Annotated in this window: 25 protein-coding genes and 2 tRNA genes; 11 read left to right on the top strand and 16 right to left on the bottom strand. The window is 66.7% G+C overall.

Annotated features, from left to right (window positions below):
* Positions 1 to 11 precede the first annotated feature (11 nt).
* Positions 12 to 677 (bottom strand): hypothetical protein, encoded by a 666-nt coding sequence (locus QMA07_RS09435; RefSeq protein ID WP_290161317.1) that lies wholly within the window; start codon positions 675 to 677, stop codon positions 12 to 14.
* Between the two features lie 51 nt (positions 678 to 728).
* Here QMA07_RS09435 and QMA07_RS09430 point away from each other — a divergent pair, with 51 nt between their 5' ends.
* Positions 729 to 1,616 carry an acyl-CoA thioesterase II gene (locus QMA07_RS09430; protein ID WP_290161316.1) on the top strand — a complete coding sequence of 296 codons (888 nt, stop codon included), beginning with the start codon at positions 729 to 731 and terminating at the stop codon, positions 1,614 to 1,616.
* A 15-nt stretch (positions 1,617 to 1,631) separates the two neighbouring features.
* Here the strand turns inward: QMA07_RS09430 and QMA07_RS09425 are convergent, their stop codons facing one another.
* The 4 genes from QMA07_RS09425 to ssb form a co-directional block, all read right to left on the bottom strand.
* Entirely contained in the window at positions 1,632 to 2,120 is a 489-nt protein-coding gene (locus QMA07_RS09425; protein ID WP_290161315.1) for a thioesterase family protein, read from the bottom strand.
* A gap of 7 nt (positions 2,121 to 2,127) precedes the next feature.
* Entirely contained in the window at positions 2,128 to 3,807 is a 1,680-nt protein-coding gene (gene ettA / locus QMA07_RS09420) for an energy-dependent translational throttle protein EttA (RefSeq protein ID WP_290161314.1), read from the bottom strand.
* A gap of 137 nt (positions 3,808 to 3,944) precedes the next feature.
* Positions 3,945 to 4,442: a hypothetical protein gene (locus tag QMA07_RS09415; RefSeq protein ID WP_290161312.1), complete on the bottom strand. Its 498-nt coding sequence runs from the start codon at positions 4,440 to 4,442 to the stop codon at positions 3,945 to 3,947.
* Positions 4,443 to 4,529: 87 nt separating this feature from the next.
* Positions 4,530 to 5,072 carry a single-stranded DNA-binding protein gene (gene ssb, locus QMA07_RS09410; protein WP_290161311.1) on the bottom strand — a complete coding sequence of 181 codons (543 nt, stop codon included), beginning with the start codon at positions 5,070 to 5,072 and terminating at the stop codon, positions 4,530 to 4,532.
* A 205-nt stretch (positions 5,073 to 5,277) separates the two neighbouring features.
* Between ssb and QMA07_RS09405 the strand changes: the two genes are divergently transcribed.
* Complete coding sequence (locus tag QMA07_RS09405; RefSeq protein ID WP_290161310.1) at positions 5,278 to 5,547, top strand: hypothetical protein; 270 nt, start codon at positions 5,278 to 5,280, stop codon at positions 5,545 to 5,547.
* 22 nt (positions 5,548 to 5,569) lie between these two features.
* Here QMA07_RS09405 and QMA07_RS09400 read toward each other — a convergent pair.
* Positions 5,570 to 5,645: transfer RNA gene (locus QMA07_RS09400), tRNA-Arg, on the bottom strand.
* A 59-nt stretch (positions 5,646 to 5,704) separates the two neighbouring features.
* Here QMA07_RS09400 and orn point away from each other — a divergent pair.
* From orn to QMA07_RS09370, 6 genes are all read left to right on the top strand, one after another.
* Positions 5,705 to 6,331, top strand: coding sequence for an oligoribonuclease (orn, locus tag QMA07_RS09395; RefSeq protein WP_290161309.1), 627 nt, complete (start codon positions 5,705 to 5,707; stop codon positions 6,329 to 6,331).
* Between the two features lie 36 nt (positions 6,332 to 6,367).
* Positions 6,368 to 6,443, top strand: a tRNA-His gene (locus tag QMA07_RS09390).
* Between the two features lie 113 nt (positions 6,444 to 6,556).
* Positions 6,557 to 7,186 (top strand): LysE family transporter, encoded by a 630-nt coding sequence (locus QMA07_RS09385; protein ID WP_290161308.1) that lies wholly within the window; start codon positions 6,557 to 6,559, stop codon positions 7,184 to 7,186.
* A 36-nt stretch (positions 7,187 to 7,222) separates the two neighbouring features.
* Entirely contained in the window at positions 7,223 to 7,570 is a 348-nt protein-coding gene (locus QMA07_RS09380; protein WP_290161307.1) for a metallopeptidase family protein, read from the top strand.
* Positions 7,567 to 7,860, top strand: a complete 294-nt coding sequence (gene clpS, locus QMA07_RS09375) for an ATP-dependent Clp protease adapter ClpS (protein ID WP_290161306.1) — start codon at positions 7,567 to 7,569, stop codon at positions 7,858 to 7,860. Before QMA07_RS09380 ends, clpS begins: the two co-directional genes overlap by 4 nt.
* A complete protein-coding gene (locus QMA07_RS09370) occupies positions 7,857 to 8,348 on the top strand; it encodes a DUF2017 family protein (RefSeq protein ID WP_290161305.1) in 492 nt (163 codons plus the stop codon). The genes clpS and QMA07_RS09370 overlap by 4 nt, the downstream gene beginning before the upstream one ends.
* A 2-nt stretch (positions 8,349 to 8,350) precedes the next feature.
* Here QMA07_RS09370 and QMA07_RS09365 read toward each other — a convergent pair whose 3' ends face one another.
* From QMA07_RS09365 to gatC, 6 genes are read right to left on the bottom strand one after another with little or no spacing between them, the layout of a single operon-like run.
* The gene (locus QMA07_RS09365; RefSeq protein WP_290161304.1) at positions 8,351 to 8,932 is read right to left on the bottom strand and encodes a hypothetical protein; all 582 of its coding nucleotides are present in this window, start codon (positions 8,930 to 8,932) and stop codon (positions 8,351 to 8,353) included.
* Complete coding sequence (locus tag QMA07_RS09360; RefSeq protein WP_290161303.1) at positions 8,916 to 9,233, bottom strand: hypothetical protein; 318 nt, start codon at positions 9,231 to 9,233, stop codon at positions 8,916 to 8,918. The genes QMA07_RS09365 and QMA07_RS09360 overlap by 17 nt, the downstream gene beginning before the upstream one ends.
* 37 nt (positions 9,234 to 9,270) lie before the next feature.
* Positions 9,271 to 10,527, bottom strand: a complete 1,257-nt coding sequence (dinB, locus tag QMA07_RS09355; protein WP_290161302.1) for a DNA polymerase IV — start codon at positions 10,525 to 10,527, stop codon at positions 9,271 to 9,273.
* A 47-nt stretch (positions 10,528 to 10,574) separates the two neighbouring features.
* Positions 10,575 to 12,089 carry an Asp-tRNA(Asn)/Glu-tRNA(Gln) amidotransferase subunit GatB gene (gene gatB, locus QMA07_RS09350; protein WP_290161301.1) on the bottom strand — a complete coding sequence of 505 codons (1,515 nt, stop codon included), beginning with the start codon at positions 12,087 to 12,089 and terminating at the stop codon, positions 10,575 to 10,577.
* The gene (gene gatA / locus QMA07_RS09345; protein ID WP_290161300.1) at positions 12,089 to 13,606 is read right to left on the bottom strand and encodes an Asp-tRNA(Asn)/Glu-tRNA(Gln) amidotransferase subunit GatA; all 1,518 of its coding nucleotides are present in this window, start codon (positions 13,604 to 13,606) and stop codon (positions 12,089 to 12,091) included. Before gatA ends, gatB begins: the two co-directional genes overlap by 1 nt.
* The gene (gene gatC / locus QMA07_RS09340; protein ID WP_042536743.1) at positions 13,603 to 13,902 is read right to left on the bottom strand and encodes an Asp-tRNA(Asn)/Glu-tRNA(Gln) amidotransferase subunit GatC; all 300 of its coding nucleotides are present in this window, start codon (positions 13,900 to 13,902) and stop codon (positions 13,603 to 13,605) included. Before gatC ends, gatA begins: the two co-directional genes overlap by 4 nt.
* 68 nt (positions 13,903 to 13,970) lie before the next feature.
* Between gatC and QMA07_RS09335 the strand changes: the two genes are divergently transcribed.
* Entirely contained in the window at positions 13,971 to 15,671 is a 1,701-nt protein-coding gene (locus tag QMA07_RS09335; protein WP_290161299.1) for a long-chain-fatty-acid--CoA ligase, read from the top strand.
* Between the two features lie 47 nt (positions 15,672 to 15,718).
* The gene (locus QMA07_RS09330) at positions 15,719 to 17,551 is read left to right on the top strand and encodes a DEAD/DEAH box helicase (RefSeq protein WP_290161298.1); all 1,833 of its coding nucleotides are present in this window, start codon (positions 15,719 to 15,721) and stop codon (positions 17,549 to 17,551) included.
* A 122-nt stretch (positions 17,552 to 17,673) separates the two neighbouring features.
* On the opposite strand, the gene QMA07_RS09325 is transcribed toward QMA07_RS09330, so the two are convergent.
* The 4 genes from QMA07_RS09325 to QMA07_RS09310 are packed head-to-tail and all read right to left on the bottom strand — an operon-like array spanning position 17,674 to position 22,796.
* Entirely contained in the window at positions 17,674 to 18,159 is a 486-nt protein-coding gene (locus QMA07_RS09325; protein ID WP_290161297.1) for a hypothetical protein, read from the bottom strand.
* Positions 18,156 to 20,471 (bottom strand): NAD-dependent DNA ligase LigA, encoded by a 2,316-nt coding sequence (ligA, locus tag QMA07_RS09320; RefSeq protein WP_290161296.1) that lies wholly within the window; start codon positions 20,469 to 20,471, stop codon positions 18,156 to 18,158. The genes QMA07_RS09325 and ligA overlap by 4 nt, the downstream gene beginning before the upstream one ends.
* A 42-nt stretch (positions 20,472 to 20,513) precedes the next feature.
* Positions 20,514 to 21,611 (bottom strand): tRNA 2-thiouridine(34) synthase MnmA, encoded by a 1,098-nt coding sequence (mnmA, locus tag QMA07_RS09315; protein ID WP_290161295.1) that lies wholly within the window; start codon positions 21,609 to 21,611, stop codon positions 20,514 to 20,516.
* Between the two features lie 9 nt (positions 21,612 to 21,620).
* Entirely contained in the window at positions 21,621 to 22,796 is a 1,176-nt protein-coding gene (locus QMA07_RS09310; protein ID WP_290161294.1) for a cysteine desulfurase family protein, read from the bottom strand.
* 95 nt (positions 22,797 to 22,891) lie between these two features.
* Between QMA07_RS09310 and glgX the strand changes: the two genes are divergently transcribed.
* Complete coding sequence (glgX, locus tag QMA07_RS09305; protein ID WP_290161292.1) at positions 22,892 to 24,964, top strand: glycogen debranching protein GlgX; 2,073 nt, start codon at positions 22,892 to 22,894, stop codon at positions 24,962 to 24,964.
* Positions 24,965 to 24,967 lie beyond the last annotated feature (3 nt).

The raw sequence follows: 24,967 nt of genomic DNA, 5'->3' as shown, positions 1-24,967 counted from the left end.
CTCACGCTCCCCTACTGTGTGGAGCCCGTCCCTCTGACCGCGGTGAGACCTGTGGCGACGGGCCCGCGAGCGAGCACGTGACCCCGCCGGAACGCGAGTCGCGTCCACCGGCCCGATTGCATCACCGGAACGTCCTCTTCGCCGGAGATGAAGCCGAATGCGTCGGCCGCGAATGCGACTCCGCGCGGCAGGCCGCCGAGGTCCTCGTCGGGCTCACCCCAGATGGCCGCGCGGAGTGCCCGGACGGCTTCCTCCCCCGATCCGGGTGTCGCGCCACGCGCGACGGCACTGATCCCCCACTGCGCGCGCCGAGCGATGACAGATGCTGCCAGAGTAGAGGTCGGCTGCCATTGGCCGCGCGGTGGAGCGACTCCGGCCCACGCGGGTGAGAGCCCCGTCTCCGGCAGGGTCAGCGCGCGCTCATCGTCGGTCGCGGTGAGAGACGACACGACGACATCGCATTCGAGTTCAGGGTCTGCCTGCACGACGCGCATCGCCAGCACCGTCGGAGTCTGATCGAACAGACCGTGGGGCGATAGAGCGGCTCCCGTGAGCGCGAGAACACCGCCCGCGGCCTGCAGCCGGACCCCTTCATCGGAGATGCGGGTGGCTCGCCCGAGGAAGGTCAGAACGTCCTTCGCGGTCTCGGCGTCTGCAAGAAGAAGCTGGTGGGGCACACCCTCTAAACTAGCAACGCCAGCGGCATCCGCAGTCGCGGAAAGGACGTCATGACCGCCGACACCCACGCGATTCGCACCGTCGCTCAGCTCCTCGACGTGCTGGACCTCGATTCGACTCAGGCCCGCACCACCGAGGACATCTTCATCGGCTCTTCCCATCCGATGCCCTCAGGGCGGATCTACGGTGGCCAGGTGCTGGCGCAGAGCCTCCTCGCTGCGGAACGGACGCTTCCGGAGGATCGCGCAGTGCATTCCATGCACGGGTACTTCCTTCGGCCCGGGGACGCGAGCCAGGGCATCACGATCGCCGTCGACCGTATCCACGACGGCCGCTCCTTCTCCACGCGTCGATCGCAGGCTTATCAGAACGGTGTGCCGATCTTCTCCATGATCGCCTCCTTCCAGGACGAGGATCCGGGCATCGAGCACGCGGTTCCCATGCCCGAAGGGATTCCCGGGCCGGACTCTCTGCTGCCTGATGAGCAGCGCGTCGACGGGCTGCCGTCCGGCGTGGTCCGTATGCTCAGCGATCGCGCTGCTGACGTGCGTCATATCGACTCACCGCTGTTCCTGCCGAGCGAGGATTCCCGCGTGCCTCGCCAGGGCGTGTGGATGCGCATGAAGGCGCCGCTCCCGGACGACCAGCGCATTCACCGAGCGGCTCTGGCTTATCTGAGCGATATGACGATCCAGGAGTCCATCCTGCGCGCCCATGGCGTGTACTGGGGGCTTCCCGGGTTGAAAGTGGCGAGTCTCGACCACGCGATGTGGTGGCACCGACCTGCTCGCGTCGACGAGTGGCTGCTCTACCTGCAGGAGTCGCCCAACGCTCGAGGCGGCCGCGGTCTCGCACAGGGACGCATCTACACGCAGTCGGGCGACCTTGTCGCTTCCGTGGCGCAGGAGATCATGGTCCGGGTGCCGGCCGCGGCCTGACATGGCGCCTTCGGGTCAGCGGTGGGTGTACTCGATCGAGGGGCCGACGTATGGCTCCCACGCGTCGCGCATCTCGGGCGTCAGCCGGGTGGGCCGGCCCGTCTTGGCATCCACGAGCACGATGATGGCGGTCGACCTGGCATAGATCGTGCGTGGCTCGGCCGCGGGGTCGTTGTGCACCTCGTAGCAGACCTCGACGCTGGAGCCGCCGAGCTTGCCGAACCACATCTGCACTTCGAGCGGTCGCCGCTGATACGGCACCGGAGCGAGGTACTCGATCTCCTGCCGGGCGATCAGCGTCAGCGTGCCCTCGTCGATGCCTGAGTCGAGCACGGCTGTCGACGGCGCCTGCTCACCGGGACCCGCACGCCAGAACGCGCGCACGCGCGCCTCCTCGAGGAGCTTCAGCATCGAGGTGTTGTTGACGTGATTGAATGCGTCCAGATCGCCCCAGCGGAGGTGGATCGGAATGTGCAGCCGGGGCCCCGGTGTCAGGTCGGACATCGAGCGATCAGTCGCGCGTCAGCTTGCGGTGCGTCGACCGGTGCGGCTTGGCCGCGTCGGCTCCGAGGCGCTGGATCTTGTTCTCCTCGTAAGCCTCGAAGTTGCCCTCGAACCAATACCACTGAGCGGGATTCTCGTCGGTGCCCTCGTACGCGAGGATGTGGGTCGCGATGCGGTCGAGGAACCACCGGTCGTGGGTGATGACCACGGCGCAGCCCGGGAACTCGAGAAGCGCGTTCTCGAGTGAGCTGAGCGTCTCGACGTCCAGGTCGTTGGTGGGCTCGTCGAGGAGAAGCAGGTTGCCCCCCTCCTTGAGGGTGAGGGCCAGGTTCAGACGGTTGCGCTCACCACCGGAGAGCACACCCGCCTTCTTCTGCTGGTCCGGACCCTTGAACCCGAACTTAGAGACGTACGCTCGCGAGGGGATCTCCGTCTTGCCCACGGTGATGACGTCGAGGCCGTCGGAGACGACCTCCCACAGCGTCTTGTCGGGATCGATGTTCGAGCGCGACTGATCGACGTAGCTGATCTTGACCGTCTCGCCGATCTTGAGGTCGCCGCCGTCGAGCGGCTCCAGGCCGACGATCGTCTTGAACAGGGTCGTCTTACCCACACCGTTGGGTCCGATCACGCCGACGATCCCGTTCGGCGGCAGATTGAAGCTGAGCCCATCGATGAGCACTCGGCCGTCGAAGCCCTTCTGAAGCTTCTTCGCATCGATCACGATGCTTCCGAGACGCGGTCCCGCGGGAATCGAGATCTCCTCGAAGTCCAGCTTCCTGGTCCGCTCAGCCTCCGTCGCCATCTCCTCGTAACGCGCGAGTCGAGCCTTCGACTTGGTCTGACGACCCTTCGCGCTGGACCGGACCCACTCCAGCTCCTCCTTGAGGCGCTTGGCGAGCTTCGCGTCCTTCTTGCCCTGGATCTCGAGGCGTTCGCCCTTCTTCTCCAGGTAAGTCGAGTAGTTGCCCTCGTAGCCGATCAGGCGTCCGCGGTCGACTTCGGCGATCCACTCTGCGACGTGGTCGAGGAAGTACCGGTCGTGTGTGATGGCGATGACGGCGCCCTTGTAGGCCTGGAGGTGCTGCTCGAGCCAGAGCACGCTCTCCGCGTCGAGGTGGTTGGTCGGCTCATCGAGCAGCAGCAGATCGGGCTTCTGCAGGAGGAGCTTCGCGAGCGCGACGCGTCGCTTCTCACCGCCGGAGAGCGGGGCGATCGCCGCGTCCCCCGGTGGCGTGCGCAGGGCGTCCATCGCCTGCTCGAGCTGCGAGTCGAGGTCCCAGCCGTCCGCGGCGTCGATCTCCTCCTGCAGAGTGCCCATCTCGGCGAGGAGCGAGTCGAAGTCGGCATCGGGATCTGCCATGAGCATGGAGATCTCGTTGAACCGGTCCACCTTCGCCTTGATGGCGATGCCGTCCTGGATGTTCTCGATCACCGTCTTGGTCTCGTCGAGCTCGGGCTCCTGCATCAGGATGCCCACAGAGAAACCGGGAGACAGCTTCGCCTCACCGTTCGACGGCGTGTCCATGCCGGCCATGATCTTGAGGATCGTCGACTTACCGGCGCCGTTCGGACCCACCATTCCGATCTTGGCACCGGGGAGGAACGCCATCGTGACGTCGTCGAGGATGAGCTTGTCGCCCACCGCCTTGCGCGCACGAACCATCGAGTAGATGTACTCAGCCACCGAAAACCGCTCCTTCTGTTGGCGTCGAAGATCGACACTCCAGCCTACCGGCGATCGCGGAGGGCGCTACCGAACGCCGGTGCGGCCTCTGAAGACACGGGTGAGCGAGTCGCGACTCGTGGCCGGGACACGGGGTGTCACCAGTCGATCGCTCGCGTCGTCCCGACGAGGCAACGGCCCTCGGCCAGCTGGGGCATCACGACCGTGACGGGTTCGCCCGTCGACGGACCCACCTGACCGACGAGGCACTCCGCGTCTCCCCAGCGCACGGCGAACATCAGGCTCTCGACAGGATTCCCTACCGTCGTGACGTCCTGGGTCACCTGCATGGCTGCACGATCGAACCCCGCGGCCGTCAACGCGTCGATGTATGCGCGGCCCGAGGCCCGCTGGTCTGACGCCCAGACACTGCCGGTCACGGCCGCGAAGAGCGGCAGGTTGTCTTCCGCAGTGCCGTCTGCGGCGTACACGGGGGCCGAAGGTGAAGCCGACGGGCTGGGGTCCACAACAGCGTCGGTGGGCCCCGGCGTGGGCGGTGCGGGCGGGCCGCACGAGGTCAACAGCACCACCAGCGTCGCGGCGACTCCTGTGGCGATCGCCGCGCGCGATGCGGAGGAGTCCGGTCGTCGAAGCACGAAACCGAGTCTAGGGGCCTGCTCCTCCGCACGCGTTCGAGCGCACTCCTGAGTGTCCTGCGCGCCCGCGTCATCCGGTGGCGGCATTCAGAAAGTGGTCGGCCCTGGAACAGAGGAGTCCGCGAAGCCATCTTCGACACCCGAGAACTCGCCGTCTCTCGCTGCCCATGACGTGTCGATGTCCGCCACGTCGTCACTCGAGTGTGAAGGCTGCCCGCTGACGTCGCGCGGATCCGTCGCCCCAGCGTCCCTGTGCGAGGCGTCGACGGACGAGCGTGCACTTCGGCGATATGCGGTCGTACCCCACCGGAGGTCGTGGCCGATCGCGTCGGCGTCGATGTCGACACTCGTGCCCTGTTTGCCGTTGTTCTCCCAGGCGCGGATCTTCATCCTGCCTGTCACGATCACGCTGTCACCAGACCGCAGCGAGACTTTCGCGTGTTCCGCCAGCTGACGAAAGGCCGCGACCGAATACCAGTTCGTGGTCACGTCGACCCACGTCTGCGTCGCTTCGTCGAATCGCCGATGCGTGCTCGCGAGTCGGAAGTTCGTGACGGGAATCCCACTGGTGGTTCGGCCCTGAGTGGGATCGGTGGCGACGTTGCCGACGATGGTCACTGTGTCATGCATGTTTCTCTCCTCTGTGCCCGGAGCGTGCGTCCGGATCACCTCAGAGTGCGCCCTGTCGACCCCTCGCCGATGCCGGTAACACGGGCATCGTGAGCAACTCGGATCGGCGTCCTTTTGTGGAGGAGGACTGCGTCGGGGGTGGTCCTCGCCCCAGGCGCGCAATGTCGGTGGTCGGTCATACGTTCGAACCATGAAAGGAGATTCGATGTCTGCCACCATGATCATGTCCACGCCCGAGGTTCCCTACGCGACACCGCAGCTGTCGACCAAGAAGGAGCACCTCGTCCGCGCGTCCGCCCACCTGTGGCGGGTTCAAGACGCGAGAGCGAGAGTCCTCGGGCACCTGCGCCTCGTCCCGGATCCACTCGGGGTTCGCTACCGGGCAGAGCGCCTGCACCTCGCAACTGCGTCGTTCCGACTCGTCGGCGACTTCTGGAGCGCGGACGATGCGGTCGCCGCGCTGCGCAACGGGTGAGTTCGCTGGCCGGTTCAGGTGATGGTGCCCCCGGCAGGATTCGAACCTGCGACCAAGAGATTAGAAGGCTCCTGCTCTATCCCCTGAGCTACGGAGGCGCACAGATCTACCGTACCGCGCCCGACTCGGATGTCAGACCCGTCGATAGGATGGCGAAATGGTATCTGCCTCAGAAAACGACCGCCTCGTCTGGATCGATTGCGAGATGACCGGACTCGATCTGGCCGTCGATGAGCTCATCGAGATCGCCGTCGTCGTCACTGATTTCGAGCTCCGTCCGGTCGACCCTGGCTTCCAGATAGTCATTCGTCCGAGCAGTGCAGCCCTTGAGAACATGAACGACTTCGTGACGAAGATGCACGAGACCTCAGGGCTCATCACCGAGATCCCTCATGGGGTGTCACTGGCCGAGGCCGAAGCGCAGACCCTCGCCTACATCAAGCGGTTTGCCCCGGTCGAACGCAAGGCTCCACTCGCCGGCAACACGATCGGCACAGACCGGATGTTCCTGGCCAAGTACATGAGCCAGGTCGACCAGTGGCTCCACTACCGCAACGTCGACGTCTCGAGCATCAAAGAGCTGTCCCGGCGGTGGTACCCCCGCGTCTTCTTCCAGGCACCCGCGAAAGACGGTGGACACCGCGCTCTCGCAGACATTCTCGAGTCCATCCGCGAGCTGCGGTACTACCGCGAGGCGGTCTTCGTCGACGAGCCCGGGCCCTCGAGCGACGATGCTCGCGACATCGCCGCACGCACCGTGTCAGAGTTCACTCCGAACATGTAATAGACTCGTCTGGTTGCCGATCATGATCGGCACATGGTGGGTATAGCTCAGCTGGTAGAGCGCTGGCTTGTGGTGCCGGATGTCGCGGGTTCGAGTCCCGTTACTCACCCCACACGGAGAAGGTCCGAGTCGAGAGACTCGGACCTTCTCTGATTCACGACCGTTTCGCGCACTCACCCCTACGCAGGTGATCGAGGCACGGTGAGCCACCCATAGGATTGCGGAGTGTCGCTCGCAGTGTGGTTCTCGCTTCTGACCGCCTGCGTGGTGATCAGCTTCACGCCGGGAGCCGGCGCCATCAACACGATGTCGAATGCCCTGAGCCAGGGCTGGCGGCGCTCTATCTGGGGAATCCTCGGACAGCAGCTCGCTCTCATCGTGCACGTGGTCATCGTCGCGGCGGGCGTGGGACTCGTCGTGTCGCAGTCAGAGGTGCTGTTCAACGTGATCAGATACGCCGGTGCGGCGTACCTGATCTTCCTCGGGATACGTCTGATCCTCACCAGACCGAAGCTCCCCGCTGATGACGACGGGCCGACCATCGACCTTCGCGAAGACCACTGGTCGATGATCAGACGGGGATTCTGGGTGAACCTCCTCAACCCGAAGGCAATCGTGTTCTTTCTCGCGTTCATCCCGCAGTTCATCCGGCTGGATGAACCCCAGCTCCCCCAGTACCTCACTCTCATCGGCACGGTCCTCATCGTCGACATCATGGTGATGTGGGGATTCTTCGCGACGGCGGCCCGACCGTTCCGCCGGCTCACGCGATCGGCGCGCGGACAGCGGATTCTGAACAGCGTCTTCGGATTCCTCTTCATCGCCGTCGCCGGTCTCCTCGTCTTCCTGCACTGAGGCAACCCTCCCCCACCCGGCAATAGGCTGGACCTGATGGAAATGGATGCGACGGACTTCGAAGAGCTCGTGATCGACGAGCTCGATCGGCTGCCCGATGAGATGGTCGAGGGGCTGGAGAACGTGGTGTTCGTCGTCGAGGATCGCCCTGAAGACGGAAGCCTCGACCTGCTCGGGCTCTACGACGGACTGGCGCTGACCGAACGCACGCAGTACGGCTCCGGCGAGCTCCCCGACCGAATCGTCGTCTACCGTGAGCCTCACCTGGCTGCATGCGAGACGGAGGACGAGCTGCGCGACGAGATCCACACGACCCTGGTGCACGAGATCGCGCACTTCTACGGCATCGACGACGAGCAGCTCCACACGTTGGGGTGGGCATGAGTCCTCTCGCGACGCCCGATGTGGAAGAACTCGTCGAGCTCTCGGCGGCTCCGCTCGAACCATGGGAGGTCGTCGTGTGGAACGACCCTGTCAACCTGATGAGCTATGTCGTGCGAGTGTTCCGCACATACTTCGGCTACTCCCTGGAGCGCGCGACCATGCTCATGCGCCAGGTCCACCACGACGGGCAGGCGATCGTGGCGACGGGGCCGCGCGAGACGATGGAGGTGCACGCCCAGGCGATGCACGACTACGGACTGTGGGCCACCGTGCGGAAGGCTGCGAGATGAGCGAGTCGATGGTGCGGATCCGCATGGCTCGGGTCGAGGGCGCACAGCTCGCTCAACTGGTCGACGATTTCCGCGAACTCGTCGGAGCGCACCGTGACATCGACGACCCCGCGGTCGCCCGGCTGGTTCCCGATCCCTACCCCGCAGATGAGGATTCGTCCCGCGCCTTCCGCGACGCGACGAGAGATGACCTGCTCGATCGACGCGCGCTGGACGCCGATATCGTCCGCTCCGCGCTCGTAGGCATGCGCGGTGACCTCGGCGAGATGTCGCAGAGCGCCGCGTTCACGGAACACGACCTCGACATACCCCCGTCGGACGTCGACTCCTGGATGCGCACGCTCACCGCGCTTCGTCTCGTCATCGCCGACCGACTCGGTATCGAGAACGATGATGACCATGATCCCGATGACCCGAGGTTCGGAGTCTACGACTGGCTCGGATACCGTCTCGAACTCATCATCGACGCGGCCGACGAACTTCTGTAGAACTACGGCACCTCGATGATCCGGGTCGCGAGTGCGCGGGGATCATCGCGCACGATGTGATCGTCCTCCTGCTGAGCCCAGCGTTCCCAGTGAGGGCGATACGTGTCTCCGTCGCGCGCCAGCGCTCGCGCCTTGCGACCGGCCTCGGCGGACTCGATCCAGACGCGGACATCCGCGATCGCAGCGGTTGCAGGCGTGAGGATCCCACTCCCCTCGAGGAGAACCCCGAGAGCAGGGTCCACTGCATGAGTCTCGGCCTCCGCACCGCTCTCCCAGTCCCATCGTCGCCATTCGCCGAGATACCCTCGGCCGTGCGGGCGGAGGATACCGTCCAGTGCACGCTCCGATCCTTCTCGGAGCCCGTCCCACCCGGGGTAGATCGAGTCCAGAGCGACGAGCTGCACCCGACCAGCGATCGGCCAGCGCGCGACGAGCATACGTGCGAGAGTCGTCTTCCCCGCCCCGCTGCGGCCGTCGATCAGGACGACAGGGTTCGCCGCCGCGAGCGTGTGGATGTCGTCGACGATCAGAGTCGCGGCACGCTCGAGGGCGACAGCGACCGGGTCGTCACTTCTTGAGGGCACGGATGATGCGAGAGAACGCGCGTCCGGTCACCCAGACGAACGGTACCGCGACGACGAGCAGCATCACGATGTTGGGCTCGAAGCGGAGTCCCTCCTCACGGCGTACGTAGACGCCGACCGGCACCGACACGCCGCCTCCGCCGCCGCCCTCGGCGCCGTCACCGCTTCCTCCGCCGAATCCTGAGTAGGTGAACGCCACCGGAGTGATGCTCACGCCGTCGACATCCTGCGGCTCGCCGTACGCGCTCTTCACGCCGAACGAGGCGGCCTGCTTTCCGAGTTCCAATGCAATGTTGGGCATGGCTCCACGCTAGCCCAGGAATCGATCGCGAGAAGGGTCAATCCAGTCCGTGAGCCCGGGGATGCTGTGCGGCACCACGCCCGTCGCTGCGACCGATGTGGCGCGCGCGGCTGATCGTGGCCGTGCCGAATCGTGCGACGGCGTCGTCGACCGCACCCTCGACCCGCCGCCAGTCCTCGTCGTCATCCCAGAGGCCGAAACCACCGCCTCCGGCCGGCCGAAGCTTCTCAGCGCGCACTCCGACCAGACGCACGGGATCCCGTCGTTCGATCTGGTCGAAGAGCGCCTGGGCAGCCTCGCCGATGCGCTGGCCGACCGCGGTGGGCTCGGAGAGCGTCTGCGATCGACTGATGGTGCGGAAGTCGTCGAACCTGATCTTGATCGCGACCGTCGCCGTCTCCCATTCGGCTTTTCGCAGGCGTGCTGCGACGCGGTCGGCCAGGCGCAGGAGCTCTGCCCTCAGAAGAGATCGGTCCGAGATGTCGGTGTCGAACGTCTCCTCATGCCCGATGCTCTTCTCGACACGCTCCGTCTCGACCGAGCGCGGGTCCTCCCCCCGCGCGAGTTCTGCGAGACGCGCGCTCAGGGCCGGTCCGACGGCACGGTCGAGCATCGCCTGAGACGAGGTGCGGATGTCGCGCACCGTGCGGATTCCGCGCGCCTCCAGTGCTTCGGCTGCCTTCGGCCCCACGCCCCACATAGAGCGCACCGGGCGCGGATCGAGGAAGTCTTGAGTGTCGGCGGCCGCGACGATGAGCATGCCATCGGGCTTCGAGACGGTCGAGGCCATCTTCGCCACATGCTTCGTGGCCGCGACTCCGACGCTGCACGTGATGCCCACTTCGTCCTGCACCCGCTCGCGAACGAGTTGCGCGATACGCGCAGGACTGCCCCAGAGCCGCCGGACACCGCGGACGTCGAGAAAAGCCTCGTCGACCGACAGCGGCTCGACCAGTGGGGTGAAGGACTCGAAGATCGCCATCACCTGACGCGAGACCGCCTGATAGCGATGGAAGTGCGGAGGAACGATGCGGGCCGAAGGGCAGAGGCGCAGCGCCTGCGACACCGGCATCGCCGCACGCACGCCGTAGCGACGCGCCTCATAGGAGGCGCTGGAGACCACCGATCGACCATCGGGTGACCCGATGATCAGAGGGAGGCCGCGAAGGCTCGGATCGTCGAGGACCTCGACCGCCGCATAGAACGCGTCCATGTCGACGTGCAGGATGCTCGCGCCGGTGTCGTCGGCATCGGCAGACGACACGATGCGCCCTCTGCCGTCACCGTGTCCCATGAGACCATTCTCCCCCGGACCTCAGACATGGGGTCCGGGGGATCCTGTCACTTCGCAGCGCGCTCGAGGACGAGTTCGCGGACTCGAGCTGCGTCCGCCTGGCCCTTCATCGCCTTCATCACCGCGCCGATCACGGCTCCGGCCGCTTGGACCTTGCCGTCCTTGATCTTGGCGAGCACGTCCGGCTGAGCCGCGAGCGCGTCGTCGATAGCGGCGATCAGTGCGCCATCATCCGAGACGACGGCGAGTCCGCGGGTGTCCACGACCTCCTGCGGCGTTCCCTCGCCGGCGATGACTCCCTCGAGCACCTGGCGAGCCAGCTTGTCGGTGAGTGTCCCGGCGTCGACGAGCTTCTGCAGCGCCGCCACGTTCTCAGGGGAGATCAGCTCGGTGGCATCCTTCTCCTGCGTGTTCGCGAGGCGACTGATCTCACCCGTCCACCATTTGCGTGCAGTGGCAGGGGTCGCCCCGGCTGCGATCGTCGCCTCGACGACCTCCAGGAGTCCACCGTTCCGCACGTCCTGGAACTCCAGGTCGGTGAACCCCCACTCGGCCATCAGGCGGCGGCGCCGAGCCACAGGCTGTTCGGGAAGCTGCGCCCGGAGCTCTTCGATCAGCTCGGCAGCAGGCTCCACGGGGAGCAGATCGGGCTCGGGGAAGTACCGGTAGTCATCGGCATCCGACTTGGGACGACCGGGCGAGGTCGTGCCTGTGTCCTCGTGCCAGTGCCGGGTCTCCTGCGTGATCGTGCCGCCGTCGGCGAGGATCTGCGCCTGCCGCTGGATCTCGTAACGCACGGCGCGCTCGACCGAGCGCATCGAGTTGACGTTCTTCGTCTCGGTGCGCGTGCCGAGCTTCTCCTGGCCGCGAGGGCGCAGCGAGATGTTGGCATCGCATCGGAGGTTGCCGCGCTCCAAGCGGGCTTCCGAGATACCGAGACTGCGCACGATGTCGCGGATGGTCGCGACGTATGCCTTGGCCACCTCGGGAGCGCGGTGCTCGGTGCCGAAGATGACCTTGGTGACGATCTCGACGAGCGGGACGCCTGCGCGGTTGTAGTCGACGAGCGAGTACTCGGCGCCCTGGATGCGTCCGGTGGCACCTCCCATGTGGGTGAGCTTTCCGGCGTCCTCTTCCATGTGCGCGCGCTCGATCGGGATCTGCACGATGGTTCCGTCTTCGAGCTCGACCTCGACCTCGCCCTCGAACGCGATCGGCTCGTCGTACTGCGAGATCTGGTAGTTCTTCCCGAGGTCGGGGTAGAAGTAGTTCTTCCGCGCGAAGCGGCTCGACGGGGCGATCGAGCAGCCGAGTGCGAGACCGAGACTGATCGACGAGCGGATCGCGGTCTCGTTCACGACGGGCAGCGATCCGGGCAGCCCGAGGTCGACCGGTGCGATCAGCGTGTTCGGCTCGGCTGCGTGATAGGCCTCGTTCGCCGGGTTCGGCGCGTCGGAGAACATCTTCGTGTTGGTGTTCAGCTCGACGTGCACCTCGAACCCGAGGACGGGCTCGAACAGCTCGAGCGCCTTGTCGAAGTCCATGAGCTTGGCGGTGGCCATCAGCGGGTCCCTCCCACGAGCTGGGGTGCACGCGTGAGGAGCGGTGCTCCCCACGAATCGACGAGGAGCGTCTCGACCGCAGCGCCGACCTTGTAGAGTCGCGCGTCCTCTCTGGCCGGGGCGATGAACTGGATGCCGACAGGCAGCCCGTCCTCTGCCGCGAGGCCGCTGGGAATCGAGATCCCCGGGACGCCGGCGAGGTTCACCGGGATCGTCGTGATGTCGTTGAGGTACATCTGCAGCGGATCGTCGATCTTCTCGCCGATCTTGAACGCGGTCGTCGGAGCCGACGGAGTCGCGATGATGTCGACCTCGGCGAACGCGTTCGCGAAGTCCTGCTGAATGAGCGTGCGGACCTTCTGGGCGCTGCCGTAGTAGGCGTCGTAGTAGCCGGCCGACAGGGCATAGGTGCCGAGGATGATCCGTCGCTTGACCTCGTCGCCGAAACCGGCATCGCGCGTGGCGGACATCACGTCCTCGACCGTGGGGTTGCCGTCAGGCGTGACTCGCATGCCGAAGCGCACGGAATCGAACTTCGCGAGGTTGCTGGATGCCTCGGCGGGGAGGATCAGGTAGTACGCAGCGACGCCGTACTCGAAGTGCGGTGCGCCGATCTCGACGATCTCGGCACCCTGAGCCTCCATCAGCGCGAGAGCGCTGCGGAACGACTCGGCGACGCCGGGCTGGAAGCCGCTGTCGGGCAGCTCCCGGATGACGCCGACCTTGAGTCCCTTGAGCACGTCTCCGCGTGCACCCTCGCGGGCGGCATCCGCGAACGAGGGCCACTCGTCGCGCAGCGACGTCGAGTCCTTCGGGTCGTGACCGCCGATCGCGTCGTGCAGCAGGCCTGCGTCGAGCACGGTGCGCGTCACGGGTCCGACCTGATCGAGGCTGGAGGCGAGTGCGATGGCGCCGTAGCGGCTGACACCGCCATAGGTGGGCTTCACGCCCACGGTGCCGGTCACGTGCGCGGGCTGACGGATGGACCCGCCGGTGTCTGAGCCGAGCGCCAGCGGAGCCTCGAACGCGGCGACAGCCGCAGCCGACCCACCGCCGGAGCCTCCGGGAATCCGATCGAGGTCCCACGGGTTGCGGGTGGGGCCGTAGGCGGAGTGCTCGGTGGACGACCCCATGGCGAACTCATCCATGTTCGTCTTGCCGAGCGGGATGAGCCCCGCAGCGCGCGAGCGCGCGACGACGGTCGCGTCATACGGCGAGCGGTAGCCCTCGAGAATCCGCGAACCGCTGGTGGTCGGCTGGTCGGTCGTGACCAGCACGTCCTTGATGGCGAGCGGGACACCGGCGATGGGACCGAGCTGCTCGCCCGCCGCCCGCCTGGCGTCGACGGCCGCTGCGGCGTCGAGCGCGCCCTCGTTCACGTGCAGGAACGCGTGCACATCGCCGTCCACGGCGGCGATGCGATCGAGGTGCGCACGCGTGGCCTCGACGCTGGAGATCTCACGACTGGTGAGCTTGTCCGCAAGCTCGGCTGCGGTCATCCGGATGATGTCGCTCACTGTTCTTCTCCCAGGATCGCGGTGACGCGGAACCGGCCATCGGCCTGGTCCGGCGCGTTCTGGAGCACCTGTTCGTGCGTGAGCGTCTCGCCCACCACATCGGGGCGGTAGACGTTGCTCAGCGGGATCGGATGACTCGTCGCGGCGACGTCCGGGCTTGCGACCTCGGACACCTTCGCGATGTTGTCGACGATGGCATCGAGCTGGCCCGTCAAGCGGGTCACCTCGTCGTCGTTGAGCTGGATGCGCGCGAGCACGCCGAGATGGCGCACAAGATCAGGGGTGATTTCAGACACGACCCAAGTCTAGTTGCCGTGCCCGTCGTCTCCCCGCAGTCGCGCGGGGCCGGTCCTATGCTGGGCAGGTGAGCTCGTACCAGCCTCCCCGCCCATGGATCGCCAGCTACGCCGACGGCGTCCCCGACGACCTCGCCCCTGTATCGGGATCGCTGATCGACATCGTCGCGGCCTCCGCTCGCGACTACCCGGACGCCCCCGCGCTGGAGTTCTTCGGCCGCGAGACGACCTATGCACAGCTGCAGGATGCGATCGACCGCGCCGCCGAGGGTCTGCGCGACCTGGGCGTGCGCGCGGGCGATCCGGTGGCGATCGTCCTGCCGAACTGCCCGCAGCACATCATCGCGTTCTACGCGGTGCTCCGGCTCGGTGCCGTGGTGGTCGAACACAACCCGCTCTACACGCCGCGCGAGCTGCGGAAGCAGTTCGAGGACCACGGGGCGAAGCACGCGATCGTCTGGAACAAGGTCGTCTCGACGGTGCAGGAGTTCCCCGTCGACCTCGCGGTGACGAACCTCATCTCCGTCGACGTCACCCGGGCGATGCCTCTCCTCACCCGCGTGGCGTTGCGACTGCCCGTGGCCAAAGCACGCGAGTCGCGCGCGGCGCTCACCGAACGCGTCCGCGGAACCGTCACTTGGGACTCGCTCGTGCAGTCGTCCCCCATTCCGGCGACCCACCTGAAGCCGACGACCGGGGATCTGGCCATCATCCAGTACACCTCCGGCACCACGGGCACCCCGAAGGGCGCCGCGCTGACCCATGGGAATCTGCTCGCGAACGCCGCCCAGTCGCAAGCCTGGGTGCCGTCCATCCAGCGCGGAAAAGGCTGCGTCGTGTACGCGGTGCTGCCGATGTTCCACGCGTACGGCCTCACTCTGTGCCTGACCTTCGCGATGTCGATGGGTGCACGACTCGTGCTGTTCCCGAAATTCGATCCGGACCTCGTGCTCGATGTGATGAAGAAGCATCCGGCGACGTTCCTTCCGCTCGTGCCCCCGATCGCAGATCGGCTTCTCACGGCTGCCGATACCAAGGGCGTGTCACTCGACGGCATCGAGGTCGCGATCTCCGGGGCGATGGCGCTGCCGCACGAGCTGGTGGTTCCGTTCGAGGCCGCGACGCACGGCTTCCTCGTCGAAGGCTATGGGCTCAGCGAGTGCTCCCCCGTCCTGATGGCGAATCCCGTCGCGGACAACCGGGTGCCCGGCACAGTCGGGCTTCCTCTACCCGGCACCGAGTGCCGAGTGGTCGATCCCGAGAACCCGACCGTCGATGTCACGCCCGGCGCAGCGGGCGAACTCCTCGTGCGCGGTCCGCAGGTGTTCTCGGGGTACTACGGCAAACCGGAGGAGACCGAGGCCGTCTTCGTCGACGACTGGTTCCGCACCGGCGACATCGTGACGATCGACGATGCGGGATTCATCCGCATCGTCGACCGCATCAAGGAGCTCATCATCACCGGTGGCTTCAATGTCGCTCCGACCGAGGTGGAGAACGCGCTGCGACAGCACCCGCAGGTCGCGGATGCCGCGGTGGTCGGCCTGCCCAGCGAGCACTCCGGCGAAGAGGTCGTCGCAGCGATCGTCGTGGATCCGGGTACGGACGTGGACGTCGAGGCGATCCGCGAGCATGCGCGCCGGATCCTCACCCCTTACAAGGTGCCTCGCCGTGTCTTCGTCGTGGACGAACTGCCGAAGTCCCTGATCGGAAAGGTCCTTCGGCGGCAGGTCAAGGAGAAGCTCCTCGCTCTGAGCTCCGGGTCCTGAGGGCGCCCTCACAGGCGCGGGAACCCGGGACGCGCTACCCTTGATCAGTGACCCCTGAAGACGCTGTATCCACCGAAACCCCCGAGACCCCTGGATTCGAGGAACTCGGTATCACCGGACCCGTCCTCAAGGCGATCCGCGACCTCGGCTACGAGACCCCCTCCCCCATCCAGGCCGCGACGATCCCGACTCTCCTGTCGGGCCGTGATGTCGTCGGCATGGCGCAGACCGGAACGGGAAAGACCGCGGCCTTCGCGCTCCCTGTGCTGGAGCGCCTCGACGTCTCGCAGAAGACGCCTCAAGCGCTGGTGCTCGCGCCGACGCGTGAACTCGCCCTGCAGGTCTGCGAGGCCTTCGAGTCGTACGCGTCGAAGATGAAGGGCGTGCACGTGCTGCCTGTCTACGGCGGCCAGGGCTACGGCGTCCAGCTGTCGGCTCTCCGGCGCGGCGTTCACGTGATCGTCGGAACCCCCGGTCGCATCATGGACCACCTCGCCAAGGGCACGCTCGACCTGTCGCAGCTGCAGTACCTGGTGCTCGATGAGGCCGATGAGATGCTCAAGATGGGCTTCGCTGAAGACGTCGAACAGATCCTCGCGCAGACACCCGCCGAGAAGCAGGTCGCCCTGTTCTCCGCGACGATGCCCCCGCAGATCCGCCGCCTCGCTCAGAAGTACCTGCGCGAGCCCGAAGAGATCAGCATCAAGTCGAAGACCGCGACGGGCACGAACATCACGCAGCGCTACCTCGTGGTGTCGTACGCGCAGAAGGTCGATGCGCTGACGCGCATCCTCGAGGTCGAGAACTTCGACGGCATGATCGTCTTCGTCCGCACCAAGAACGAGACAGAGACGCTCGCCGAGAAGCTGCGTGCCCGTGGATACTCGGCCACCGCGATCAACGGCGATGTGGCGCAGGTGCAGCGTGAGCGCAGCGTGAACCAGCTCAAGGACGGCAAGCTCGACATCCTCGTGGCGACGGACGTCGCAGCCCGCGGTCTCGACGTCGAGCGCATCAGCCATGTCATCAACTTCGACATTCCCACCGACACCGAGTCCTACGTGCACCGCATCGGCCGCACCGGACGTGCTGGACGCAAGGGTGACGCGATCAGCTTCATCACCCCGCGCGAGCGTTACCTGCTCAAGTCGATCGAGAAGGCGACCCGCCAGCAGCCGACGCAGATGCAGTTGCCGAGCATGGACGACGTCAACACCACGCGTCTCGCGCGTTTCGACGATGCGATCACCACCGCGCTCGGCGACGGCCCGCGGATCGAGAAGTTCCGCGACATCATCGCCCACTATGTGCGCAACCACGACGTGCCGGAGGCCGATGTGGCCGCAGCGCTCGCGGTCGTCGCACAGGGTGACACTCCGCTGCTGCTCGACCCGTCGGATGACCCGCTGACGAAGGCCGTCGAGTTCGACAACCGTCCGCCGCGCGAACGCAACACCCGTGACCAGCGCGAGACCCGCGAGCCTCGCGAGCGCCGGGGACGGGGCGACTACAAGCCCTACCGCATCGAGGTCGGTCGCCGTCACCGCGTCGAGCCTCGTCAGATCGTCGGCGCACTCGCCAACGAGGGCGGCCTCGGCCGCGACGACTTCGGCGCCATCAACATCCGGCCGGACTTCACGGTGGTCGAGTTGCCCGCGAATCTCGACTCCTCGGTGCTCGACAAGCTCAGGGACACCCGCATCTCGGGTCGACTGATCGAGATCAAGCCCGACCGCGGCCCGGCATCCCGACGCAACGACGGACCGCGTGATTCTGCGGGCAGCCGCGACGAGCGTTCGCGGTACGACCGCAACGACCGTCCGGCGCGCACCGACGACCGCGGCGAGAAGCCGTTCCGCAAGCCGCGCCACAAGGACTGATCCGCCACATGCACATCGAGCGCGCGAGACCCCGAACGATGTTCAGGGTCTGGCGCGCTTGAAGTGGATGGACAGAGCGGCCGACGACGCTGACAACAGCACATGACGGAAGCGTGATCGCGTCAGGCGCCTGACGCTCCTGTCGCCCCACTGCGCGCCAGGCGCGCGGCGACATCCAGGAGTGACTCCGGACGGGCGAGCAGCGATCGCTGCTCCGGGTGGTCGATGAGGTGCTGCAGCAGTCTGTGGGCGCCGTCGACTGTGGGAGCCCAGTACCCACCGACATGGTGACGACTCAAGGGGGCGCTGGTCGATTCCCCATCGATCAGCACGTCGACCGTGCCGTCGTCGGGGTCCATTCCGAGATCGGAGAGAGCGAGGAACGTCAGCGCACCGATCACGATGGTGCTGACGAGCCCCGGCAGCCGGAACCGCGTCACGGGCACGTCGAGCAGCACCCGTTCGACCTCGGTCCACGGGACGATGCCGCGATTCTCACTGCCTTCCCGGAAGAGCAGCGCGTCGGGCGTCAGACGCAGATGGTGCCTGCCCGGATCGCCGACGGCCAGCGCGCCGGGAACGACGATCAACGGTCCGTAGCGCTTCATCCCAGCGCGCCCGGTCCTTCGGTCACGAGCACGTGAAACTGGGCGGCGTCGAGGATTCGGATGCCGAGTTCCTCGGCCTTGCCGAGCTTCGACCCCGCCCCCGGCCCCGCCGCGACGAAGTCGGTCTTCTTGGAGACGCTCGATGCCGCCTTGCCGCCCGCCTTGATGATGGCCTCCTGCGCGCCGTCACGCGTGTAGCCGTCGAGCGAGCCCGTCGCGACGACGGTGAGCCCCTCCAGCACGCCGCCTTCGACCACCGCCGCACCCGGGCCCGGGTGCCCTGGCGTGGACCACTGGACTCCGGCTTCGGCCCACCGATGCACGATCTCCTGGTGCCAGTCGACTTCGAACCACGCGAGCAGCGAGTCGGCGATGATGCCTCCGACCCCCTCGACCGCAGCGAGCTCGTCGCGGGAGGCTGCGCGGATGGCATCGAGGGAGCCGAACCACTGCGCGAGTGCTCGTGCAGCAACGGGTCCGACATGACGGATGTTGAGCGACACGAGAAGTCGCCACAGGTCCTTCGTCTTCGCCTTCTCGAGCTCGGCCAGGAGGGTGAGGGCCTGCGACGACGGCTGCGGCCCCTCGAGGCCGGATTTCCTCTCTGCTGCCGTGGGATTGCGGCGGAACGGCGCTCGTGTCTTCACCAGCCCGTCATCGTCCTCCTTCGGCAGCCCCGTCTCGGCGTCGCGGACGAACAGCTCGATCGGCACGATCTCTTCGAGCGTGAGCGCGAAGAGTCCTGCCTCGGTCTCGAGGGGCGGGACGGCCGGCGACGTCGGCTGGGTGAGCGCCGCGGCAGTGACCTCGCCGAGAGCCTCGATATCGAGCGCGCCCCGTGACCCGATGTGCTCGACGCGACCGCGCACCTGCGCAGGACACGATCGCGCGTTCGGACACCGCAGGTCGATGTCCCCCTCTTTCATCGGACGCAGCGGAGTGCCGCACTCGGGGCACTCCACGGGCATCACGAACTCGCGCTCCGTGCCGTCGCGCTTGTCTACCACGGGACCGAGCACCTCGGGAATGACGTCGCCCGCTTTGCGCAGCACGACCGTGTCGCCGATGAGCACGCCCTTCGCCTTCACGACGTCCTTGTTGTGGAGCGTCGCCTGCCTCACCACCGAGCCAGCCACCTGCGCGGGAGCCATCACCGCGAACGGCGTGGCCCTGCCTGTGCGGCCGACCGAGACGACGATGTCGAGGAGCTTCGTCTGCACCTCTTCCGGCGGGTACTTGTAGGCGATCGCCCAGCGCGGAGCACGGCTCGTGGCTCCGAGTTCATCGTGCAGAGAGAGCTCATCGACCTTGACGACGATGCCATCGAGTTCATGCTCGATGTCGTGGCGGTGCTCGCCGAAGTACTCGACGAACGCGGCGACCTCGTCGACGCTCGTGCAGACCTTGGTGTGAGGGCTCGTCGGCAGACCCCACTCTGCGAGCTGCTCGTACACCTGGCTCTGCGCCGCGACGGGTGGGTTCTGCCACGCGCCTATTCCGTGCACGTAGAGAGCGAGCGATTCGATGCGCAGCATCCCCGCCTCGAGCTCGAGACCGTTCTTCTTATCTATCTGCTGCCGGAGGCCACCGCTCGCCGCGTTCCGCGGGTTGGCGAAAGAGGGGAATCGACGGGCGGCGGCCGTTCTGGCCTTCTCTTCGTCGAAGGACTTCTTCGCCCCGGCTCGTGCCTCCCATCGCGCGTACGCGTCGTCGTAGGCTCGCTCGCGGAACTCGGCCTGAGCCGCGTTCAGACGCTCGAACGCGGCGACCGGGATGAACACCTCACCGCGTACTTCGACGATCGAAGGGTGGCCCGTGCCGGCGAGCTCGAGAGGGATCTCGGGCAGCCGCAGCGCGTTCTCGGTGACGATCTCGCCGACGCGGCCGTCGCCACGCGTCGCCGCCGAGGTCAGTCGGCCGTTCTCATAGCGGAGGTTGATCGCGAGACCGTCGATCTTGAGCTCGGTCAACCAGTCGACGTCGCGGCCTGCCGAGGCCCGTGTCTTCGCTGCCCATTCCCTCAACTCATCGATGGAGAACACGTTGTCGAGGCTCAGCATCCGCTCGGCGTGCTCGATCGTCGCCAGGCCAGTGGCTTCGGCGGCGCCCACCATCTGCGTGGGCGAGTCCTGCCCCTGGAGCTCGGGGTGCAGGCGTTCGAGCTCTTCGAGCCTGCGCATCCAGCCGTCATACGTCGCGTCATCGACCAGTGATGTGTCGCGCCCGTAGTACGCGTCCTTCGCTTCGAGGATGCGATTGGTCAGCTCGTCCGCTTCGACACGGGCGTCTTCCAACGAGATGTTCTCCGGCACCCCGCAAGTCTACGAGCGGCCACCGACATCCCGAGGGAGGCGCTACGCGTCGACCGGTACCGCAGACACCGTGCGGTCGATCGTGAACTGACCGAGCACGCGAGTGCCGACGTACAGTACCGCTGTCTGCCCCGGCGCGACCCCGTTCAACGGCTCCTCGGGTACGACTCGCACGCCGTCGGACGAGACGAACGCCCGAGCGACCTCGGGTTCGGCATGAGCACGGATCTGCACCTCGCAGTCGAACTCGGTGTCCACGGGAGCTGCTCCCGCCCAGCTGAATCTCTCACCCGCTATCTCGCGGATCGCGAGCGCCTCCTTCGGCCCGACCACGACCGTGTTCGAGACCGGACGCACTTCGAGGACGAATCGCGGCTTGCCGTCCGCCGCCGGAACACCGAGCTTGAGCCCGCGACGTTGCCCCACTGTGAAGGCATGGGCACCCTCGTGCGCGCCCACCACCTCACCCGTGCGGTCGACGATCTCACCCGTCGCGGTGCCCACCTTCTCAGCCAGCCAACCGCGCGTGTCGCCGTCGGGGATGAAGCAGATGTCGTGGCTGTCGGGCTTCTGCGCGACAGTCAGCCCGCGCTCCGCGGCCTCTGCTCTGACGACGGCCTTCGACGGTGTCGTGCCCAGGGGGAAGTAGGTGTGAGCCAGCTGCTCGGCCGTCAGCACGCCGAGCACGTAGGACTGATCCTTCGCATTGTCAGCCGCGCGATGAAGCTCGAGGCCCGCCTCGGTGGGAACGAGGGTGGCGTAGTGCCCCGTGCACACCGCGTCGAAGCCGAGCTCGATCGCCCGCTCGAGAAGAGCCGCGAACTTGATCTTCTCGTTGCAGCGCATACAGGGGTTGGGAGTGCGCCCCGCCTGGTACTCCGACACGAAGTCGGCGATCACGTCTTCACGGAACCGCTCTGAGAAGTCCCAGACGTAGAAGGGGATTCCGAGGAGATCTGCTGCGCGGCGCGCATCGAGCGCGTCCTCGATGGTGCAGCAGCCTCTGCTTCCGGTGCGGAGGGTGCCGCCTGCACGGGACAGCGCGAGATGCACTCCGACGACGTCATGCCCCGCTTCCACGGCACGCGCGGCCGCGACTGCGGAGTCCACCCCGCCACTCATGGCCGCAAGAATCCTCATACGACCAGTCTACGAGCGTGCAGCTGAGCCGGCGCCGGAAGCCCTCGCATAGGCGTCGGCGATCGACGCGAGTACCGCGTCGACGTCAACGTCCGTCGAGGTTCGGCCCAGCGAGAAGCGGAGCACGCTGCGTGCATCCTGCTCGCTGCGTCCCATGGCCATCACCACGTGCGACGGCTCTGCGACCCCCGCCTGACACGCCGATCCGGTCGATGCGGCGATCCCCGCCATGTCGAGCAGGAACAGCAGGCTCTCCCCCACCGCGCCGGGGAACAGGACGTGCGCGTTTCCCGGGAGCCGCCGCGAGGAGTCGCCCAGCAGCACTGCGTCGGGCACCCGGGTCAGGATGCCGGAGATCAGCCGATCGCGCAGAGCCGCCAGTCGAGTCGACTCCGACTCCCGCTCCGACTCGGCGAGTTCGATAGCCGTGGCGAACGCCGCTGCCCCTGCGACGTCTTGCGTCCCCGCACGGAGGCCTCTCTGCTGCGCGCCCCCGCGAAGGAGCGCCGAGAGCCGGGCGGAGCGAGCGACGACCAACGCACCGACGCCGACAGGCGCCCCGATCTTGTGTCCTGCGACGCTCATCGCCACGAGACCGACCGCATCCGGGGCATCGCCCCTCAGCGCTCGGAAGGAGAGCGGAAGATGACCGAGCGCCGACACAGCATCGAAGTGGAGGGGAACGAGACTAGCCGCGGCAGACGAGGACAGCTTCGCGGCGTCGTTGATCGTCCCCGCCTCGTTGTTGGCGACCAGCGCAGTGGCCAGCGCCGCACCCGGAAGCTGAGCCGCGAATTCCCCCGAGTCGATCTCCGCTGTGCGATATACCGGTACAGCACGGAGCAGCGCTCCCGCCCCGATCAGCGCCTCGACGGTATCCATGGTGGCGTGATGCTCGGCATCCGGCATCACGATGGCATCTGTCCCCGGCTGACGCGCCTGCCACAGTCCCTGCAACGCGAGATTGATCGACTCCGTGCCACCAGAGGTGAAGACGACTTCGATGGGATCGCAGGCGAGCACAGCAGCCGAGCGCTCTCGCGCCTCCTCGAGCAGACGCCGGGCCCCCTGCCCCGCGCTGTGCGTCGACGACGCGTTGCCCACGATCGCGCTCGCGTCGACCCACGCCTGACGCGCTTCTGGACGCATCGGTGTCGTAGCCGCGTGATCGAGATAGTGCCGCATCCCTCAACTCTCCCCCATTTTCGCGCTGTCGGTGCGCACATGGAACTGAGTGCTCGGTGTCCTGGGACCCGAGTGCAGACCTCTAGTGTGTACTCATGCCCGCGATCCGAGACATCACCGTGCCCGGCGGTACTGCACTCGACAACCTCGGCGTTCGCCTTCACGACGGCGTCGGTACCCTCCGCGTCTGGTCGCAGAACGCGTCCTCCATAGAGCTCGTCGTCTTCGATGCCACCGACCTCGACTGGGTGGTCGATCAGGTCGACCTCGCCCGCCTTCCCGGCGGTATCTGGGAGGTGACCACCGAACTGCTCCGACCGGGCACCCGATACGCGATCCGCGTCGGAGGCCCGCACGGTCCGGGGAACACGTTCAACCCCGAGACACTCCTGCTCGATCCCTATGCCCGTGGTCTTGCCCAAGGCGACGGCTACGAGGAGTGGCGCTCGGTCGTGATCGTCGACGGGTTCGACTGGGGCGACTCCGTCAAGCCGCGAATCCCGCTCGATCGGACCGTGATCTACGAGGGGCATCTGAAGGGCCTGACCAAACGACACCCGGATGTACCACCCGCTCTGCACGGCACGTACGCCGGACTCGCCCACCCGGCCATGATCGAGTACTTCCACTCGCTCGGCATCACCTCGATCGAGCTGCTCCCCGTTCAGGCGTTCGTGCCGGAACCCCGGTTGCTCGAGCGCGGCCTCACGAACTACTGGGGCTACAACACACTCAACTTCTTCACACCGCACAACGCCTACGCGTCCGAGGACGCACGCAAGGGCGGCCCTGAGGCCGTTCTCGCCGAGTTCAAGGGCATGGTGCGTCTGCTCCACGAGGCAGGACTCGAGGTCATCCTCGACGTCGTCTACAACCACACCTCGGAAGAAGGCCTCGGCGGCCCTCGCTCGAGTCTGCGCGGCATCGACAACGCCAGCTACTACCGACAGGATGCGTCCGGCGCGTACATCGACACGACGGGCTGCGGCAACACGCTCGACACCTCGACCGATGCCGGCGCCCGACTCGTGCTCGACTCGCTCCGGTATTGGGCGCAGGAGATGCAGATCGACGGATTCCGGTTCGACCTCGCCGCAGCGATCGCCCGCGACGCCTCGCACACATACACCCCTGATCACCCGCTGCTCACGGCAATCGCGAACGATCCGATCCTCAAGGAGACGAAGCTCATCGCCGAGCCGTGGGACGTCGGCATGGGCGGCTGGCAGACGGGGAACTTCCCCGCGGGCTGGCTGGAGTGGAACGATCGTTACCGCGACCGCGTGCGCAACTTCTGGCTGAGTGACATCGACTACGCGCGCCGCGCCTCCGCTCCCGTCGGCATCGGCGGCTTCGCCACGCGTCTCGCAGGCTCCTCCAACACCTTCGCCGACGAACGGGGCCCGCTCGCGAGCATCAACTTCGTCACTGCGCACGACGGGTTCACCCTGCATGACCTCGTGTCGTATGACGTCAAGCACAACGAGGCGAACGGGGAGCAGAACCGCGACGGCGCCGACATGAACCGCGCGTTCAATCACGGCATCGAGGGGCCGACCGACGACCCGGCAATCCTCGCCGCCCGTCGGAAGGCGATGCGCAACCTGCTCGGCACCTTGCTGCTGTCTGCGGGGATCCCGATGCTCACCGCCGGCGATGAGGTGGGACGCACCCAGCGCGGCAACAACAACGCCTACGCCCAGGACTCGTCGATGACCTGGCTCGGATGGGACGAAGAGCCGTGGCAGGAGGATCTGCGCGCGCACGTCGCTCGGCTCATCCGGCTCCGTTCCGAGAACCCCGCTCTGCGGCCGAGCCGGTATGCCCGACTCGGCGAGCACATCCCCAACGCGTCCGTCATGGACTGGTTCGACCAGAACGGCGAGACTATGGAGAGCGAGCAGTGGACGGACCCCGGGAACCGAACGCTGCAGTACGTCGCTGCCTCGACCCCCGATCGTGAGGCAGCCAATCGGATCCTCCTCATCGTGCATGGCACCGAGTCACCGATCGATGTGCGCCTCCCCGAGGAGCTCGAGGACGCGACGCGCTTCGTCTCGCTGTGGTCGAGTGCCGACGACCGCCCGGATGCCGATGGCGAGGTGTTCGCCCCGGGCGACATCCTTCCCATTCCCGGCACCTCCATGCGACTCTTCCGCGTGGAATGACGG

Source organism: Microbacterium sp. APC 3901, assembly GCF_030407765.1.
GTDB lineage: Bacteria > Actinomycetota > Actinomycetes > Actinomycetales > Microbacteriaceae > Microbacterium.
Note: the sequence above shows the minus strand (reverse complement) of the source record. Positions and strands in the feature narration are given on the sequence as shown.

What these genes read in the sequence shown, in the direction of transcription:
- gatB (WP_290161301.1), bottom strand. Translation starts at nt 12,089, where the DNA reads ATGGCCACCGCCAAGCTCATGGACTTCGACAAGGCGCTCGAGCTGTTC.
- QMA07_RS09425 (WP_290161315.1), bottom strand. Translation starts at nt 2,120, where the DNA reads ATGTCCGACCTGACACCGGGGCCCCGGCTGCACATTCCGATCCACCTC.
- QMA07_RS09430 (WP_290161316.1), top strand. Translation starts at nt 729, where the DNA reads ATGACCGCCGACACCCACGCGATTCGCACCGTCGCTCAGCTCCTCGAC.
- QMA07_RS09380 (WP_290161307.1), top strand. Translation starts at nt 7,223, where the DNA reads ATGGAAATGGATGCGACGGACTTCGAAGAGCTCGTGATCGACGAGCTC.
- dinB (WP_290161302.1), bottom strand. Translation starts at nt 10,527, where the DNA reads ATGGGACACGGTGACGGCAGAGGGCGCATCGTGTCGTCTGCCGATGCC.
- QMA07_RS09325 (WP_290161297.1), bottom strand. Translation starts at nt 18,159, where the DNA reads ATGAAGCGCTACGGACCGTTGATCGTCGTTCCCGGCGCGCTGGCCGTC.
- mnmA (WP_290161295.1), bottom strand. Translation starts at nt 21,611, where the DNA reads ATGAGGATTCTTGCGGCCATGAGTGGCGGGGTGGACTCCGCAGTCGCG.
- QMA07_RS09370 (WP_290161305.1), top strand. Translation starts at nt 7,857, where the DNA reads ATGAGCGAGTCGATGGTGCGGATCCGCATGGCTCGGGTCGAGGGCGCA.
- orn (WP_290161309.1), top strand. Translation starts at nt 5,705, where the DNA reads ATGGTATCTGCCTCAGAAAACGACCGCCTCGTCTGGATCGATTGCGAG.
- clpS (WP_290161306.1), top strand. Translation starts at nt 7,567, where the DNA reads ATGAGTCCTCTCGCGACGCCCGATGTGGAAGAACTCGTCGAGCTCTCG.
- ssb (WP_290161311.1), bottom strand. Translation starts at nt 5,072, where the DNA reads ATGCATGACACAGTGACCATCGTCGGCAACGTCGCCACCGATCCCACT.
- QMA07_RS09405 (WP_290161310.1), top strand. Translation starts at nt 5,278, where the DNA reads ATGTCTGCCACCATGATCATGTCCACGCCCGAGGTTCCCTACGCGACA.
- QMA07_RS09360 (WP_290161303.1), bottom strand. Translation starts at nt 9,233, where the DNA reads ATGCCCAACATTGCATTGGAACTCGGAAAGCAGGCCGCCTCGTTCGGC.
- glgX (WP_290161292.1), top strand. Translation starts at nt 22,892, where the DNA reads ATGCCCGCGATCCGAGACATCACCGTGCCCGGCGGTACTGCACTCGAC.
- QMA07_RS09310 (WP_290161294.1), bottom strand. Translation starts at nt 22,796, where the DNA reads ATGCGGCACTATCTCGATCACGCGGCTACGACACCGATGCGTCCAGAA.